General features: G+C 30.4%; 17 protein-coding genes and 2 tRNA genes. 1 reads left to right on the top strand and 18 read right to left on the bottom strand.

What is annotated here, in order from left to right; translation table 11 throughout:
• Nucleotides 1–128: 128 nt before the first annotated feature.
• From V7Q02_RS14135 to V7Q02_RS14095, 9 genes are all read right to left on the bottom strand, one after another.
• Nucleotides 129–204, bottom strand: a tRNA-Thr gene (locus tag V7Q02_RS14135).
• Nucleotides 205–213: 9 nt separating this feature from the next.
• A tRNA-Gly gene (locus tag V7Q02_RS14130) sits at nt 214–289 on the bottom strand.
• 198 nt (nt 290–487) lie between these two features.
• Nucleotides 488–1,120 (bottom strand): RNA polymerase sporulation sigma factor SigH, encoded by a 633-nt coding sequence (gene sigH / locus V7Q02_RS14125; RefSeq protein ID WP_333861714.1) that lies wholly within the window; start codon nt 1,118–1,120, stop codon nt 488–490.
• An 83-nt stretch (nt 1,121–1,203) separates the two neighbouring features.
• Nucleotides 1,204–1,716: an NYN domain-containing protein gene (locus tag V7Q02_RS14120; protein ID WP_333861713.1), complete on the bottom strand. Its 513-nt coding sequence runs from the start codon at nt 1,714–1,716 to the stop codon at nt 1,204–1,206.
• On the bottom strand, nt 1,713–2,531 hold the full coding sequence (gene rlmB / locus V7Q02_RS14115; RefSeq protein ID WP_333861712.1) for a 23S rRNA (guanosine(2251)-2'-O)-methyltransferase RlmB: 819 nt from the start codon (nt 2,529–2,531) through the stop codon (nt 1,713–1,715). The genes V7Q02_RS14120 and rlmB overlap by 4 nt, the downstream gene beginning before the upstream one ends.
• 40 nt (nt 2,532–2,571) lie before the next feature.
• Nucleotides 2,572–2,997: a Mini-ribonuclease 3 gene (locus V7Q02_RS14110; RefSeq protein ID WP_333861711.1), complete on the bottom strand. Its 426-nt coding sequence runs from the start codon at nt 2,995–2,997 to the stop codon at nt 2,572–2,574.
• Between the two features lie 34 nt (nt 2,998–3,031).
• Complete coding sequence (cysS, locus tag V7Q02_RS14105; protein ID WP_333861710.1) at nt 3,032–4,429, bottom strand: cysteine--tRNA ligase; 1,398 nt, start codon at nt 4,427–4,429, stop codon at nt 3,032–3,034.
• A gap of 209 nt (nt 4,430–4,638) precedes the next feature.
• Nucleotides 4,639–5,334: a 2-C-methyl-D-erythritol 4-phosphate cytidylyltransferase gene (gene ispD / locus V7Q02_RS14100; protein ID WP_333861708.1), complete on the bottom strand. Its 696-nt coding sequence runs from the start codon at nt 5,332–5,334 to the stop codon at nt 4,639–4,641.
• Nucleotides 5,324–6,451, bottom strand: coding sequence for a PIN/TRAM domain-containing protein (locus tag V7Q02_RS14095; protein WP_333861707.1), 1,128 nt, complete (start codon nt 6,449–6,451; stop codon nt 5,324–5,326). The genes ispD and V7Q02_RS14095 overlap by 11 nt, the downstream gene beginning before the upstream one ends.
• Nucleotides 6,452–6,893: 442 nt before the next feature.
• Here V7Q02_RS14095 and V7Q02_RS14090 point away from each other — a divergent pair, with 442 nt between their 5' ends.
• Nucleotides 6,894–7,295, top strand: coding sequence for a DUF1573 domain-containing protein (locus V7Q02_RS14090; protein WP_333861706.1), 402 nt, complete (start codon nt 6,894–6,896; stop codon nt 7,293–7,295).
• A gap of 35 nt (nt 7,296–7,330) precedes the next feature.
• On the opposite strand, the gene disA is transcribed toward V7Q02_RS14090, so the two are convergent.
• The 9 genes from disA to fusA form a co-directional block, all read right to left on the bottom strand.
• Nucleotides 7,331–8,395, bottom strand: coding sequence for a DNA integrity scanning diadenylate cyclase DisA (gene disA / locus V7Q02_RS14085; protein ID WP_333861705.1), 1,065 nt, complete (start codon nt 8,393–8,395; stop codon nt 7,331–7,333).
• 10 nt (nt 8,396–8,405) lie between these two features.
• Nucleotides 8,406–9,764, bottom strand: coding sequence for a DNA repair protein RadA (gene radA / locus V7Q02_RS14080; protein ID WP_333861704.1), 1,359 nt, complete (start codon nt 9,762–9,764; stop codon nt 8,406–8,408).
• A gap of 148 nt (nt 9,765–9,912) precedes the next feature.
• Nucleotides 9,913–12,351, bottom strand: a complete 2,439-nt coding sequence (locus tag V7Q02_RS14075; protein ID WP_333861703.1) for an ATP-dependent Clp protease ATP-binding subunit — start codon at nt 12,349–12,351, stop codon at nt 9,913–9,915.
• A gap of 19 nt (nt 12,352–12,370) precedes the next feature.
• Nucleotides 12,371–13,408 carry a protein arginine kinase gene (locus V7Q02_RS14070; protein ID WP_333861701.1) on the bottom strand — a complete coding sequence of 346 codons (1,038 nt, stop codon included), beginning with the start codon at nt 13,406–13,408 and terminating at the stop codon, nt 12,371–12,373.
• A 2-nt stretch (nt 13,409–13,410) separates the two neighbouring features.
• Nucleotides 13,411–13,959, bottom strand: a complete 549-nt coding sequence (locus tag V7Q02_RS14065) for a UvrB/UvrC motif-containing protein (protein ID WP_333861700.1) — start codon at nt 13,957–13,959, stop codon at nt 13,411–13,413.
• A 55-nt stretch (nt 13,960–14,014) separates the two neighbouring features.
• On the bottom strand, nt 14,015–14,500 hold the full coding sequence (locus V7Q02_RS14060) for a CtsR family transcriptional regulator (protein WP_333861699.1): 486 nt from the start codon (nt 14,498–14,500) through the stop codon (nt 14,015–14,017).
• A gap of 159 nt (nt 14,501–14,659) precedes the next feature.
• On the bottom strand, nt 14,660–15,295 hold the full coding sequence (locus tag V7Q02_RS14055; RefSeq protein WP_333861698.1) for a histidine phosphatase family protein: 636 nt from the start codon (nt 15,293–15,295) through the stop codon (nt 14,660–14,662).
• 115 nt (nt 15,296–15,410) lie between these two features.
• Nucleotides 15,411–15,650 (bottom strand): hypothetical protein, encoded by a 240-nt coding sequence (locus V7Q02_RS14050; protein ID WP_333861697.1) that lies wholly within the window; start codon nt 15,648–15,650, stop codon nt 15,411–15,413.
• Between the two features lie 145 nt (nt 15,651–15,795).
• The gene (fusA, locus tag V7Q02_RS14045; protein WP_333861696.1) at nt 15,796–17,886 is read right to left on the bottom strand and encodes an elongation factor G; all 2,091 of its coding nucleotides are present in this window, start codon (nt 17,884–17,886) and stop codon (nt 15,796–15,798) included.
• Nucleotides 17,887–18,236 lie beyond the last annotated feature (350 nt).

Here is an 18,236-nt window from a genome sequence, read left to right as displayed (position 1 = left end):
TTACATGCGGTTTTGTTCTCTCAAACTTTTCTTTTGACATTACTTCTTCCTCCTTGTTTGTTACACATTTTATTTAAGTAAACTCATCCTGGTGTGTTGTAAGAATTTTATAAAATTACTATATAAATTGGAGCCCATGACCAGGATTGAACTGGTGACCTCCACCTTACCAAGGTGACGCTCTGCCTACTGAGCTACATGGGCAATTTTAACTGGAGCGGAAGACGGGACTCGAACCCGCGACAGCCAACTTGGGAAGCTGGTGTTCTACCAACTGAACTACTCCCGCCTGAAACTTTTGTCTTTAACATTAATAAACGCTACATACCGATTATCAATTTTAATACAAGTATATTTTTTTGTCAATATGTATTTTCTATTTATTCAGGACAAACATGTGAAATTTATTTCCTTTTAATTTTAAATGTTTTCAAAATCAAATAAATATATTCAAAAATCAGCGTTTATTCTTTAAAATCCATTTATCTTATTTATTAATTAAGCATTTTTCTAATTTTCTTTTAACCCTTTGCAAAGCATTATCTATTGACTTGGCATGTCTATCCAAATCACAAGCAATTTCCTGATAAGACTTACCATCTAAATAAGACATAAGAACTTCCATTTCTAAATTAGACAGAACTTCACCTATTTCACTATGTATATGCTTTAATTCTTCCTTACTAATTATTAATTCTTCTGGATCTGCAACTTTAGATTCTGATAAAACATCCAGTAAGGTTCTGTCAGATTCTTCATCATATATAGGTTTATTTAAGGAAACATACGTATTTAATGGAATATGCTTTTGTCTGGTAGCAGTTTTTATGGCTGTTATTATTTGACGTGTGACACAAAGTTCAGCAAAAGCTTTAAAGGATGATAACTTATCTGTTTTAAAATCCCTTATCGCCTTATAAAGCCCTATCATACCTTCTTGATAAATATCCTCTTTATCTGCTCCAATTAAAAAATATGATTTCGCTTTAGACTTAACAAAATTTTCATATTTATTTATCATGTATTCTTGAGCCCTTACATTTCCTTCTTTTGCTTGAATAACTACTTCCTCATCTAATCTTTCTTCAAAGGAGGAAATTTTCTTATCACTATAACCCATATCCACCAAGATATCCCCTCCAAAACAAATATAAAGAACATAGCCTAATTATACATTAAAATTAATTTTATAGTCAATAGATTTTAACGACTTTTGCGAATTTTTTCAAGTTTTTCCAGCATATCCTTTGCTATTCTATCCTCCAAAGTATGTTTTTGTTTAGAGTATTTATTCTCTATTTTTCTTTTTATTCTGGATTCTATCTGCTTAACCTCATGATAAAATTCAATAGATGACATTCTTACAGCTCCCCTTTGAAATGTTATCTGCTGTTCTAAAGAATCTGAAGTTACAACAAATACTTCACTCCTGCGTCCTATTCTATTTACCGTTTTTTCTATAAAAGAATCTGCTGTCTCATTTTCCTTTGTAAATACAACCTGAACATTTTCACTGATTTTTTCCTTCTTTTCCAAGCTTCCTGCCACCATATGAGCATCAAATACTATAAAAATATTATATCCCTTATAAGCCGCATAATTACTTAAGGTTTCTATAAGTTGCTGTCTTGCAGCTTCAAAACTGTAATTTTTTATATCATTTAATTCAGGCCAACTATTTATTACATTATACCCATCTACAAAAATAGTTCTCAATTTCTACCACTTTTCATTTTTTGCTTTAATATTTCATACATTAACATACCAGCAGCCACAGAAGCATTTAAAGAGGATATATTTCCCATCATAGGTATTTTTACTAACCCATCACATTTTTCTTTTATAAGTCTTGATATTCCTCTTCCTTCACTTCCTATAATTAAGGCTATAGAACTGTTAAAATCAACATCAAAACAATAGTTTTCTCCTGTCATGTCGGCCCCATATATCCATATATTTTGTTTTTTCAGTTTTTCTATTATAGTATTTAAATTTGTAACTTTACATATTTTCATGTATTCCACTGCTCCAGCAGAGGATTTGTATACTGTAGGCGTTATACCAACATTTCTTCTTTTGGGTATTATAATTCCATGTACCCCAGATGCCTCTGCCGTTCTTATTATAGCTCCAAAATTATGAGGATCTTCTATTTCATCTAATATAATTATAAAAGGAGATTCTCCCTTATCTAAAGCATACTCTAGTATATCTTCCAATTCACAGTATTTATAGGGGGTTATTTGTGCAATTACCCCCTGATGTACTCCTGTTTGAGAAACTTTATCTAACTTTCTTCTATCCACTTTTTTTATAACTATATGTTTTTCCTTGGCAATTGCAAATATAGTGTTTATAGAACCTGACATGTTTCCATCTAGTACAAGAATTTGTTCTACAGTCACATTTCCAGACTTCAACGCCTCTAAAACCGCATTTCTTCCTTCAATTAAATCTTCCCTAAACTTAGGCTCGCTTTTTAGATTTTCTGTTTTATTTTTATATTTTAAGACATTATACTTATTTTTCATATCTCTACCTTTTACATTTTTAATTTAATAATTTTTTGTTCTAAAATTCACCCTTATCACTTAAAGCAACTATAAATTCAAATAGACAATTTAATCTATCAACTTCACCAGTTAAATATAAGAATCCTACTAAAGTTTCAAATCCTGTTGCAAATCTATATTCTTGTATATCTGCATTTTTAGGAACTGTTCCAGACTTAGCATTCCTTCCTCTTTTAAAAAAATAAAACTCTTCCTCTGATAATTGTTTTTCCAATTTCTTTATAATTTCACTTTGAGAATGAGCTTTTACAAATTTTATAGCTTTAACATGGAGATTGTGAACAGATATGTTTTTAAACTTATTTATTAAATAAGTCCTCACAAGCACATCATATACAGCATCTCCCACAAATGCAAGCGTAAGGGGATTCAATTGTCTAATATCTATCTTATCAAATCTCATTTTCAGTAAATTACTCTCCATTTGATTTCTCCTAATTTAAGTCATATAAATATAATTATATCCTCTTCCACCTTACTCCACCTGAAGTGTCTTCTAATATTATTCCCTTATCTTTTAAATCATCTCTTATTTCGTCTGCTAATGCCCAATTTTTATCCTGTCTGGCTTTTTGTCTTTTCTCTATTAAAAGTTCAACTTCTGTCTCTATACTTCCTCTTTCAGATTTCTGAAGTATTCCAAGAGGAGAACCCAATTCTCTTATTAAATCAAGACAATATTTAATTATTTCTACAGATGAATTTTCATCTATGTTAGTATTTACATCTCTTATTAAATCAAAAATTACCGATATAGCATCTGCAGTATTAAAGTCGTCATCCATCTTTTCTATATACCTTTTTCTATAACTATCTAGATGTTCTCTATATTTTATTTCACTATCCAATAGTGTATTATTTTTATCATTGCTTAAAAATTCCTCTAAATTTATAATTGAATTACAAATTCTGTCCAAGGCCGATTTAGTGGAATCTAAAAGTTCAATACTAAAATTTATAGGAGTTCTATAATGACCTGATAACATAAATAATCTTACAACATCCGGTTCATAATTTTCTAAAATTTCTCTTGTGGTAAAGAAATTATTTAAAGACTTAGACATTTTCTGATTATTTATATTTACAAAAGCAGAATGCATCCAATACCTAGCAAATACTTTACCTGTTCTTCCTTCACTTTGAGCTATTTCATTTTCGTGATGTGGAAACTTTAGATCAGAACCCCCTGCATGTATGTCTATAGTCTCACCTAATATATTATAAGCCATACAAGAACACTCTATATGCCACCCCGGCCTTCCCATTCCCCAAGGACTTTTCCATGAAGGTTCTCCCTCTTTTGCACTCTTCCAAACTGCAAAATCCATAGGATTTTTTTTTCTTTCATCTATGTCTATCCTCGCTCCTAATTGAAGTTGTTCAATATTTTGTCCCGAAAGTTTACCATAATCGTTAAACTTTTTAGCATCAAAATACACATCTCCCTCCACTGGATAAGCATATCCTTTATCTATTAAATCCTGTATAAATTCAATTATCTTGGATATATAAAGTGTAGCTCTTGGATTTACTGTAGCTCTTTTTATATTTAAAGCATCCGCATCTTTATAATATTCATCTATAAATTTATCCCCAAGCTGCTGCACAGTTATGTTTTCATCATTTGACTTCTTTATCATCTTATCATCTATATCAGTAAAGTTTTGTACAAAATTCACTTTATAACCTTTATATTCAAAATATCGTCTTACAGTATCAAACACAACAAAAGTTCTAGCATTACCTATATGAAAAAAATTGTATACTGTTGGACCACATACATACATTTTTACTTCTCCTAGAATCAAAGGAACAAATTCTTCTTTTTTTCTAGTCATTGTATTAAAAATTCTCACTAGCCTTTATACCTCCCTTAATCTTATCCTTATACCGTCTACTAATATCATATAATTAATATTACAAAATGTTTAATTTAAATTCCTTAAATATTTTATCACATTATTTGAAGTTATTTAAGCCCCCTTCATATACTATCCATTATTCTTTAAATATAAACAAAACCTGCAGCCCATATCAAACATGTAAAGCTGCAAGGTTCTTTAATTTATATATATTTATGTATTTCACATATATTTTTCGCCACAATTAAATCCTCTGCTGTAGTTATCTTTATATTATCATAACTTCCTTCATACAAATAAACCTTGTTTCCAAAATACTCTACTACCATAGTATCGTCAGTAACTTGAACTTTTTTATTTAAAAGTCTCTTATAACAATCATATATTAAGTCATAGTTAAAACACTGAGGAGTTTGAACTATGAACAATTCTTTTCTTTCTAAAGTTTTAAAACTAAATCCATCTTTGCCTTTAATTTTTATGGTATCTTTAGGCATAACTCCACAAGCACAGGCACCATACATATTAGAATATCTTATCCCATCTTTAATTATTTTATTTGTAACAAATGGTCTTGCTCCGTCATGAATCAAAACTACATCACAATTTTCTAATACCTTTAGTCCATTAAACACCGAATTCTGCCTTTCTTCTCCTCCACTAACTATTTTAACTACTTTGTTAAAGTTGTATTTTTCAATTATCTCCTGTCTGCAATATTCAATTTCATCTTCAGCACATACTACTACAATTTTATCTATTAAAGAACTTTTTGAAAATTCATTGATGGAATAATACAACACTGGTTTTCCTTGAATATTAATAAATTGTTTATTAACTGGGAGTTTCATTCTTTTTCCCTTGCCTGCCGCTACAATAACTGCATAATTATTTCTCATAAGATTGCAACTCCTCTTTTTGTTTTGCAAATATCATTCTTCCCGCTGCTGTTTGTAGTACAGAAGTTACAACTACATCTTTTGTTTCTCCTATGGACTTTTTTCCTCCTTCTATAACTATCATAGTACCATCATCTAAATAAGCTATACCCTGTCCTGATTCTTTTCCATCTTTAATTATCTGAACATTCATTTCTTCACCAGGAAGTACTACAGGTTTTACCGCATTGGCAAGTTCATTTATATTAAGTACCGGTACCCCCTGAAACTCTGCAACTTTATTTAAATTATAATCATTAGTTACTACTTTTCCATTCAGCACCTGTGAAAGCTTTAAAAGCTTGCTGTCCACTTCAACAATATTGGGAAAGTCTTTTTCATATATTTGCACATCAATATTTAATTCTTTTTGTATTTTATTCAATATATCAAGCCCTCTTCTCCCTCTAGTCCTCTTTAATCCATCTGAAGAATCTGCTATATGTCTCAATTCTGCTAACACAAAATCCGGAATTATCAACGGTCCTTCTACAAATCCAGTTTGACATATATCAAATATCCTGCCATCTATTATTACAGAGGTATCCAAAACTTTAGGGTATACCTTCTGTTCAAATTCATCTTTAGTTTTCTTGTCTTTATTAATTCCCTGAACCCTCCTATAGCTGATATTAGATAGCAAGGACATAAGTTCTTCTCTCTTCCTTATAGCTATATTAGCCCCCAAGGCAGCCATAAGTATGGCTATTATAACCGCCAGCACAGCACCTACAACAGGCACCTTTGCCAATAAATTAAGAAATACTGATGATATAAGAAGCCCTATCAATGCCCCTAATACTCCCAATAATATTTCTGTTGCAGGAAGTTTTTGGACATTTTTTTCAATATAATCCATAGTTTTCATGATTGCTGAATTAATCCAAGGTGATATCAAAAATAATATAATTCCAAAAAATAAAGTTAATAAAATTAAAAATAAAATCTTTTTTACAGGATTATCGCTTACATAAAATATTTGGGTAAAATACTGAGAATTTATAATAGCATCTCCCACCAAATACCCTAATATTAAGCCTATTATTGTAAAAAGCCCTCTAAGTATCTTTTTTAACAATAAATACACCTCCTTATATGTTAATTACATTTTTTTCATTTTATTTACTTAATATATTATATTAAGTAAATACTTTTTTCAATAAAACTAGTTTTATTTAATAAATTATTTACTTAAATAATTTATTTAATCAATATATCTGTATAAAAATGCTAAAAATAACTTTTAACCAAATATTTTATGTACAATTCCCCCTATTAATAATATGACTATTAGTTTATTATATAAATAAAGTAAATTTTATAGATTTATAAATACATTTTTTGAAAACTATTATTTATATAAGTTATATAGTATATTTCTAACTTAAAAATATATTTATTGTTAGTAAAATATGGTATCATAGAAGTTAAGAATAACTTTATCTTACTAACAAAGGTTTCTGACACTACATTTAAATATTGTAGATAATATGCTAAATCTATATAAGGAGTTGAACTGGATGAAAGATATAATATTTGACGATTTTCAAAATGCCGTAAGTGAATCATTGTTAAGACATAAGAGTATTTTAGATATAATTACTAAATTCCAAGAGTCAAATGCCCGGATAAACAGAGCTATTGCAAAATCTGTTACCAATTGCGGATGCATAGAAGTTTGTGCCAAAAAACAACGCATGTCTGAAGACAACACTTTAAATATTGAATTTTTAAAAAATTGTTTAAATACACACACAAAAGGCTCTTTGTGTGATAACTGTAGAGATGTAATACAAAATGAAATAGGAAACAATCTATTTTATCTTACTTCCTTATGCAATATACTTGATTTAAACCTATACGATATACTTTTAAAAGAATATGATAAAATAAATACTTTAGGAAAATATTCTTTTAGATAGTTTGGGCACAAAATAATATTTAATATTATTTTGTGCTAAAATTTATTATCTATCATAATCTGTTCTCTAAGTCGCCTCAACCCATTCTTTATTGCTCTAGCTCTAGCCTCACCTATTCCCTCAACTCTATCAAGGTCTTCATAAGAGGCCTCCATAATTCCTTTGAGTTCCTTAAAATTTTTAACCAGATTATCTATTACAGTAGCTGGTATCCTAGGAATTTTGCTTAACATTCTATATCCTCTTGGTGATATAAGTGTATCAACCAATGGTACTCCTGCATATCCCATAGCCCTAGAAATAAAATCAAGATTTAAAACATCATCAGAACTTATTTCTTGAATCTGTTTATATATTTCATCATAATCCATATCAGTTTGACAATAGTCTCTTATCATAAATATTCCATCTCTCTCTACACTTTTAATAAGTTCATTTAATTGCATAGAGATAAGCCTTCCTTCATTTCCTAATTCACATATGTATATTTCAATTTCAGATACTATTCTCATTACCATTTCAGTTCTTTGAATAGCTGTCATTACATCAAACAATGTAACTATATCTTGAAATTCAAGAATATTAAGATTATTAACAACTCTATCCAATACAGCAACATATTTTTCTAGGGTCTGAAGTGCCTGATTGGCCCTTCCAAGCATAACACTACTATCCCTTAAAACATATTTGATATGTCCTCTATATACTGTTATAACATTTCTCCTTTGAGAAATTGCAATAACTATAACTCCTGTTTGTTTGGCTACCCTATCTGCGGTTCTATGTCTTGTTCCCGTTTCAAAGGTAGGAACAGTAGAATCTGGAATAAGTTGAGTATTTGCATATAATATCTTTTTTAAATCACTGCTAAGTATAATAGCTCCATCCATTTTTGCAAGTTCATATATATAAGAAGGACTATATTCTGAATTAATGGCAAAGCCACCATCTACTACTTTTAATATTTGTTCACTATCTCCAAGTACTATAAGTCCGCCAGTTTTAGCTCTTAATATATTTTCCAGCCCTTCTCTAAGCTGAGTTCCCGGAGCTAAAAGCTTTAATATACTTTTAAGCTCCTTTTCCTTTTCTAATCTCAAAATTATCACCCTAATCAAAAACTTTATTTAAGGATTCCTTCAAAGAAGATACACCTATAATATTTATTTTTTTGTTATTTATTTTCTCTTTATTTCTATTTGGTATCAATATATTTCTAAATCCCATTTTTTCTGCTTCGCTTACAATCCTATCGCAAAAAGACACTGGTCTGATTTCGCCCGTAAGACCTATTTCTCCCACTGCCAAAAGATTATCTAAACTCATTTCTTTAGATTTAGAACTGGATATAAGAGCCAATGCTAATCCTAAATCTCCAAATGTACCCTCTAATTTGAGTCCTCCTACTACATTAGCATAAACATCACAATTATAAAATGGAATTTTAATCTTTTTTTCTAGTACTGCTAAAATTAAATTTAATCTGGAGATATCTACTCCAACTGCTGTTCTTCTTGGAATAACTGCCCTAGTCTCACTAACCAAAGCCTGTATTTCAACTAATATAGGCCTTCTTCCTTCCATTATTCCAATAACTATGGAACCTTCTTTTTGAAAATCCCTATCTCCCAAAAATGCTGTAGAAGGGTTAGATATTTGCCTGAGCCCGTATTCCACCATTTCAAATACACCAATTTCACTGGTGGTACCAAAACGGTTTTTTACTGTTCTAAGTATCCTGAATTCCTCTGTCCTTTCTCCTTCAAAAGACAGTACCGTATCAACTATATGTTCTAATACTCTAGGTCCTGCTAGTTCCCCCTGTTTTGTAACATGTGCCACTATAAAAAAAGATATATTATTTGACTTTCCCATACGCATAATATGATTGGAGGTTTCTCTGACTTGAGATACACTTCCTGGAGCCGAACTTATATATTCTTTAAACAAAGTTTGTATAGAATCTATAACTACAAAGATAGGTTTATTTTTTTCTATATACCTTTCTATTTTATCTAAATTAGTCTCAGAAACCACATAAAGATTATTAGATAAAGATTTAAGTCTATCTCCCCTCATTTTTATTTGCTCTTCCGATTCTTCTCCAGAAACATATAACACCTTTTCATACCTATCTGCAATATTACTAGCTGCCTGTAAAAGTAATGTGGATTTACCAATGCCTGGAGCTCCTGATATAAGTGTAATAGAACCTCTTACAATACCTCCCCCAAGAACTCTATTTAATTCCATTATACCTGTATCCAATCTTTCATGCTCACCAGATTTTATATCATTTATACTTTTTGGCATGTTTTTAAATTCTAAATCTGAAAAATATGCCTCCTTAGTTGGTTTAATTTCTTCTATCATGCTATTCCAATTATTACAACTAGGACATTTTCCTAACCACTTTGGAGATTGATATCCACATTGTTGACATATAAAGATAGTTTTCTTCTTTACCATGTAATCATCTCCTCCTATATAAGATATAATTATACAATATAATCATCTGTTGTGGTGAAAAATTATATGATTTTTTTAAAACTATTTAAAATCCCATAAAAATAAACTCCACTCTATATATAAAGAGCGGAGTTTATTTTACTTATTTCTAGTCAACTTTATTGAAAGACAGCTCTTCTCCTTCAACAACTACTTCCACCTTATCCCCCCTTTTAACATTACCCTTTAACATTTCTTCTGAAAGTTTGTCTTCTACAGTTTTAGTTATAGCTCTTCTAAGAGGTCTTGCTCCATAGGTTATATCAAATCCTTCTTTTGCCAATAACTCCTGTGCTTTCTGGTCAAAATTAATGTCTATCTCCTTTTCTTTAAGTCTCATAGAAACATCGTTTAACATAAGCTTAACTATTTGTTTCAAATCTTCTTCCTGTAATTGGTGGAATACTATGATATCATCAATTCTATTTAAAAATTCAGGTCTAAAAGAAACTTTTAACTCCTCCATTATATTATCTTTCATCTTATAATATTCATCTTGTTTTTCACCATCACCTGTAAATGTAAATCCCATAGATTTTTGCTTCCTAATAGTAGATGCCCCTACATTGGATGTCATTATAATTATAGTATTCTTAAAATTTATAGTCTTTCCTTTTCCATCTGTTAATCTTCCATCTTCAAGTATTTGCAGCAGTATATTAAACACCTCAGGATGTGCTTTTTCTATTTCATCAAATAAGACTACTGAATAAGGATTTCTTCTTACTTTTTCTGTAAGTTGTCCTCCTTCATCATATCCTACATATCCTGGTGGCGATCCTATAAGCTTAGATACCGTGTGTTTTTCCATGTACTCAGACATATCAATTCTCACAAGATTATTTTCATCACCAAACATGGCCTCTGCCAGAGCTTTAGATAGTTCAGTCTTTCCAACTCCTGTAGGTCCTAAGAATATAAACGATCCTATAGGTCTTTTAGGGTCTTTAAGTCCAACTCTAGCTCTTCTCACTGCTCTTGCTATAGATTTAACTGCTTCATCCTGTCCTATCACTCTTTTATGAAGAATATCTTCTAATTTTAATAATCTCTGCAGTTCTTTTTCAGTTAATTTCTCTACAGGTATATTAGTCCACTGAGATACTACCGATGCAATCTTTTCTTCTCCTACTAATAATGTAGAAACCTCTTTCTTAGTTTTCCAGTTAGTCTTTAATCCTTCTAATTTATCCTTCAATTCTTTTTCTATATCTCTTAATTTAGCAGCTTTTTCGAAATCCTGTAATCTAATAGAATCCTCTTTTTCCTTGGTTGCTTTTTCTAATTCCACTTCCAAATTTTTCAAATCAGGTGGTGCAATTAAATTTTGTATTCTCACTTTGGCTGCCGCTTCATCAATAAGGTCAATAGCTTTATCTGGTAAATATCTATCCGTAATATATCTGTCAGATAAATTTACTGCAGCATCAATGGCCTCATCTGTTATCTTCACTCTGTGGTGAGCTTCATATTTATCTCTTAACCCTTTCAATATCAAAACTGCTTCTTCTTTTGTAGGTTCTCCTACCAATATAGGCTGGAATCTTCTTTCAAGCGCTGCATCTTTTTCTATATATTTTCTATACTCGTCTATAGTAGTTGCCCCTATACATTGTATTTCTCCTCTTGCTAAAGCTGGTTTCAATATATTGGAGGCATCTATAGCTCCTTCTGCGGCTCCCGCTCCTATTATAGTATGAATTTCGTCTATAAATAATATTACATTCCCCGATTTTCTTATTTCTTCCATGACTTTTTTGAGTCTTTCTTCAAACTCTCCTCTATATTTAGAACCTGCTATCATTGAAGAAAGATCCAAAGTCACTACTCTCTTTCCTTTTAAAAGCTCTGGTATATTAGCTGCCACTATTTTCTCTGCCAATCCTTCTGCTATAGCCGTCTTACCTACTCCTGGATCTCCTATAAGACATGGATTATTTTTAGTCCTTCTACTTAATATCTCCAGAACTCTCTGAGTTTCTTTCTCTCTCCCTATAACCGGATCTAATTTTCCTTCCTTAGCCATATCAGTTAAATCCCTACCAAATTGATCCAATGTTGGAGTTGGCTCTCCATTTTCTTTCTTAGAATTATTTGAACTAACTGACTGCTCTCCTGAAAGAGAATCTATAAGCTGTTTTCTTAATTTATTGAAATCAGCACCTAAATTATTCAAAATAGTAAATGCAACTCCTTCTGCCTCCCTGATCAACGCAAGTAGGATATGCTCTGGACTAATATAATTATGATTTAAATTTCTAGCTTCAAATAAACTCAATTCTAAAAGTCTTTTTGTCCTTGGAGTAAGAGGTATTTCCTTATTATATAAATCAATTTCTCCCCTGCCTTCATATTCTTCTATAAAACTTCTTACTGTTTCTATAGTAATATTCATACTATTTAAAAGTTTCTTGGCTATTCCATCTTCTTTTAACACCCCTAAAAGTATATGCTCTGTGCCCACATAACCATGTTGAAGCGTTTGCGCCTCTTCTTGGGCATAAATTAACACCTTTTGTGCTCTTTCTGTAAATCTTCCAAACATCATAATGTATTTCACGCTCCTTTTAAGCTGTATTCACAGCTAATTTTTCTCTAATAAATTTGGCTCTGTTAAAATCTCTGTCCTTATTTGATAAACTCTCCCCATACATCCTCTGTATTGCAGCCGGCTGAGCTTCCACCAATAGTTTATTTAATGTTACTCCATTTACATCCTTAATTATTCCCATCTCTACTCCTAATCTTACATCTGATAAAAGCTTCAGACATTCACTTGAATTTAAAAGCATAGCAGATTTCAATACCCCAAGTGCTCTATAAATTTTATCTTCTAGTTCATATTTATACTTCTTCATAAGATTTTCCCGAGAAATTACTTCTTGATTTATTATTTGAATGACTAAAGCTTTTAAATTACTCAATATCTCCTCTTCACTGCGTCCTAAAGTCACCTGATTAGAAATTTGGTATATATTTCCTATAGCTTTTGACCCTTCACCATATAATCCTCTAATGGTCATGCCCACTTGAGCTAATGCATTTAATAAGCCATTTATTTGATTATTTAAAGAAAGTGATGGTAAATGCAGCATAACAGAAGCTCTAAGTCCTGTTCCAACGTTAGTAGGACATGCTGTCAAGTATCCCAGTTTTTCATCAAAAGCATATTCTAAATTTTCTTCTAACAAGTCATCTACTTTTTCACTTACATTATATACTTCCTCTAAATTTAGCCCTGCTGTTATACATTGAATTCTCACATGATCTTCTTCATTTATCATAATACTTATAGTTTCTTTATCGTCTAATATAAAAGCTGCCTTGGAGGAATTGTCTATTAAATTTTTACTTATAAGATGTTTTTCTAAGTAAATATTCTTCTCATTATCATCCTTTTCCCATAAATAATTACTTTTAAATTTTTCTTCTGTACTTGAAGATGTATAAAAAGCATTTTCTACATCTTTAATCACTTTTTTGCTTTCTTCTACATTCAATTTATGTGAAAAGGGGATCTTAGCTAAATTTCTGGCTAGCCTTATTCTACTGCTTATTGCTAAACCATAATTATGACTTTCATAAGTAGTCATCCAATTATCCACAATTATCCCTCCTTTTTGCCATCTTTATTTAAGTGAATTTGTTTTTCTATTTCTTTTATTCTATCTCTTATAGTAGCAGCTTTTTCATATTCTTCTAAGGATACTGCTTTTTGGAGATCTCCTTTTAATTTTAAGAGATTTTTTTTCTCTATAATATTTCTGCCAGTTTTCTTAGGAACTTTGCCTGTATGATCTAAATTTGCTTGAACCCTTTTAATAATTGGTTCTAAAATATTAGCAAAATTTTTATAACACTCACTACATCCCACAAGTCCCTTCTTTTTGAACTCACTATAAGATGTATTGCAATTTTTACAACGTATATCAAAAGTCTTGTATTGCTCATTATTTCCACTACTCATATAATCCATGATACCACTTAAAATATTCTGGAATCCAAATGAAGAAACAAAATCTATTGAAGGTACAAAACTTAACTCTCCTTTTTCCTTTGCACATTTTTCACACAAATTTATCTCTTGTTTATGTCCATTTATTACTTTTGTTACATGAACTGTAGCATCATTTTTTTTACATATATCACAAAGCATATTATCACTCCTACACATGTAAATATAATATTATAGTAATTATTATATCACATTATTATCTATTAATAACAAATTTAGGTGTGTTAAATATAACAATCATCAAGGTCTTTAACACATCTGCCCTTAATTTATTCTTATTGTCCATTATAGTGTTTAATGTTCTGTCATTTATAACTGCCTTTAATATTATAGCTTCTCTCTCTGTTATAATTTCTTCTTCAAATAAACCCTCTATAATCTGTACTCCAGCATTATAAGTTATATTATCTCCTATCTTTTCCATTATAATATCCAACAAATTCTTATTACAGTTAAGTTCCACTTTCTTTATAATTATATACCCTCCCCCTCCTCGTTTACTCTCTATATAGTATCCTTTATCTGTAGTAAATCTAGTAGTTAATACATAATTTATCTGTGAGGGAGCACAACTAAAATAATTGGCTAATTCATTTCTTCCAATCTGAAGCTCATCATTATTGTTATCGTTATTAAACATATCTTTTATAAATTCTTCTATTATATCCGATAATCTTGCCAACTCATCACCTTCTTGACTTTGACTTTCTTTGACTTTCTTAAATAATATTATTAATTAGCTATTAAATCAATATTGAAATATACTTAAATTCAGTATTTTTCAACGATGTACTGAATTTAAATATACTTTTCTCTATTTTTCTAAGATATACTATAAACTTTATATTGTATTTACACTTTTTACTTTTCCTAAATGCGATGTATCTCCATATAACAAAATATTATAACATCCATTCTCTATTTCTACTTCACTTAGACTTGCTTGATGAATATAAGAACCTTGCCACAATTCATCCAAAGGTCTATTTTCAAAATACCCCATCAAAATTCTTAATACTACAGTATGAGTTACAATTAAAATACTCTTCCCTTCATATTTACTAATAATTTCTTTTATCAGAGATATAGCTCTAACTTTTACCTGTAAAAAACTCTCTCCTGTAATGGGAACGTACGCTTTAGGGCTTGTCCAAAAATTATTAAGCTGTTCTGGATTTTTTTCTCTAGCTTCTTCTTTAGTCAATCCTCCCCATTCTCCTATATCTATTTCCATAAGTCTGTCATCTTTTATTATGGGTATATTTCTCTGTGCCGCTACTATCCTGGAAGTTTTTACTGCTCTTTCTAATGGACTTGAATATATTATATCAAAATTTATATTCTCCATTCTGTTTTTTAATAAATTAGCCTGTTCAATGCCTTTTTTAGTTAAAGGTGAATCTCTCATACCACCCTGCATTTTTCTCTCTATATTCCATATAGTTTCCCCATGTCTTACTAAATATAATTTAACCATACTAATTATCTCCTTTTCAACTTAAGAACTTATATATTAGAACTTATATATTAAAATTTTATATACACTCTTATAATTTTTTATTATATCATATAATTCATGAAAAAATTATACTTCAATCTATATTTTTGAATGCTCTTATATAATGTTTATCTTTAGTGCAAACCTCTGTGGAGCTAATTACAAAATTTTTATTCTCCAACATATTACATATGATTTTCACATCTTCATCATCATTTTTATCCATAATTATTGTTAAATCATCATCTCTATTCACTATTGACATATAATCTTGTATACTACTATAATCTTGCAAAGCAATCCTACCAATTATATTCATCTTATATTTTGACATAAAATCTCTCCTCAAATTAACTGCATTATATTAACCAATAAAATTATTATTTAGTTTAACAAATAAAAATATTCATATTATTAAATTTAAAAAGGACTATTACACCAATCCCTTTAGTGCAATAGCCCTTTTCTCCAAGCCTTAATTAATCATCCTTAACTTTTACATTCTTCCTGGATTCTATTATTTTATTAGCCTGAACAGGAGGAACCTCTTCATATCTCTCAAATCTTATGGTAAAATCTCCTCTGGCCTGAGTCATAGATCTTAAATCCGTAGCATATCTAAATATTTCCGATTGAGGCACTTCTGCTATTATTATTTGATTTTCTCCAGAAGAATTCATTCCAAGAACCCTTCCTCTTTTTTTATTTATATCTCCTATTATATCTCCCATATAGTATTCAGGAACAGATACCTCTAAATGCATAACTGGCTCTAATAACACAGGTTCAGCCTCTAGAAGTCCTTTCTTATATGCAATGGATGCAGCTGTCTTAAATGCCATCTCTGAAGAATCTACAGGATGGAAAGAACCATCATGAAGAGTAGCTTTCAATCTTATCACAGGATATCCAGCTAGAACTCCCTGACCTATGCATTCTTTAAGCCCCTTCTCAACAGCTGGTATATACTGCCTTGGTACCACACCTCCAACTATTTTATCCACAAATTCCAAATCATCTTCTCCGTCTGCCCTAGGTTCAAATTTAATTTTTACATCCCCGTATTGTCCATGTCCTCCTGACTGTTTTTTATGCTTACCTTGCACATCAGAAACCTTTTTTATAGTTTCTCTATAAGGTATTTTAGGATCTTGTAAAATAACATCCACGCCAAATTTAGATTTTAATTTACAAGATATTATATCTGTATGTGTCTCTCCCATTCCAAAGATTATTACTTCTGCATTTTCCATATCTCTAGTTACTTTAAAAGTAGGATCTTCTTCCAATAATTTATTTAGCCCACTTAATATCTTATCTTCATCATTTTTTGATTTAGGTAAAACCGCTTTTGCTATTACCTCTTGTGGAAATTTTATATTCTGAAATACAATTGGATGTGAAGCTTCACATAAAGTATCCCCTGTACTTGTAAATTGTAATTTAGCAACTGCACCCAAATCACCCGCTATTATTTCAGATGCAGCAGTCTGTTGTTTACCTTTTAAAAAGTACATAGATCCTATTTTTTCATTTTTATCTTTTTTAACATTGTACACTGTCATATCAGATTTCAACTTTCCTGTCATAACTCTAAATAAAGATAATTTTCCTACAAAAGGATCTGCTATAGTTTTAAAAACAAATGCTGAGAAAGGCTCTTCCTCATCCATTTTAATTGTAATTTCAGAATTATCTTTTAAATTCTCAGCAGTAACAGATTCCACATCCGCTGGAGATGGAAAACATTGAACCACATTTTCCATCAAAGTTTCTACTCCTATTACATTAGCAGCAGAACCACACATTACAGGAACCACTTCTCCTCTAGTACAGCCATTTACAAGTCCCGTATAAATATCTTCATCACTTAAGGTACCTTCATTAAAATATTTATCTAAAAGTGCTTCATCCGTTTCTGCCACAGCTTCCACAATCATATTCTTACATTCATCAATTTTTTCTACAATCTCCTCTGGAATATCGATATCCTTAATAGTCTTACTTTTATCATCAAATATTCTAGCCTTCCTTGAAATAACGTTTACAACACCCTTAAAATTGTTCTCTCTGCCTATAGGATAATGTATGGGCACCACAGATAAACCAAATTTTTCTTTTAAATTATTTAATACTTTGTCAAAATCTGAATTTTCCCTGTCTAATTTATTTATATAAAACGCCCTTGGAAGTCTTTCCTTATTTACATAATTCCAAGACTTTTCAGTTCCCACTTGGATTCCTGACACACCTGATACAACAATCATAGCCAAATCAACTGCTCTTAATCCTTGAAAAGTTTCTCCTATAAAATCAAAATATCCTGGTATATCAACTAGATTTATTTTTACATCCTTACATTTACATGAAGCTATAGAGGTTGATACAGATATCTGTCTTTTCTTTTCTTCGGGATCATAATCACTAGTTGTATTTCCGTCTTCAATTTTTCCTAATCTGTCTATAGTTTTCGTATGGTAAAGTATCGCTTCTGTCAATGTGGTCTTCCCGGAACCACTATGTCCAATAATTCCTATGTTTCTTAAATTTTTTGTTAAATATGTTTTCATAGGCAATTCCTCCTTGTACTTTACATTTAATTTATATATTTTACTTCATTAATTATACTTTATTTATATAATATTCTACTCAATAATTAAAAATCCCTTTTAAAAATTAAATAATTTTTATTATACTTCTATTTTAAACATATATTACATTTTATTCAATGATAAAATGTATTCAAAACTTCCATATAATAGTAGAACTTATCTAGGAGCGTAGCAGTGCTTATCCCCCACTTCAAAAAATACTGCACTATTTTAATTAAAAAAATAAAAAACGAGCAACAAATTGTTACCCGTTTTTGGTGGAGATAAAGAGATTCGAACTCTTGACCCCCTGCGTGCAAGGCAGGTGC

It is taken from the genome of Clostridium sp., from assembly GCF_036781005.1.
Taxonomy (GTDB): domain Bacteria; phylum Bacillota; class Clostridia; order Clostridiales; family Clostridiaceae; genus Clostridium_B.
The sequence above is the reverse complement of the archived record's forward strand: the minus strand, read 5'-3'. Positions and strand labels throughout refer to the sequence as shown.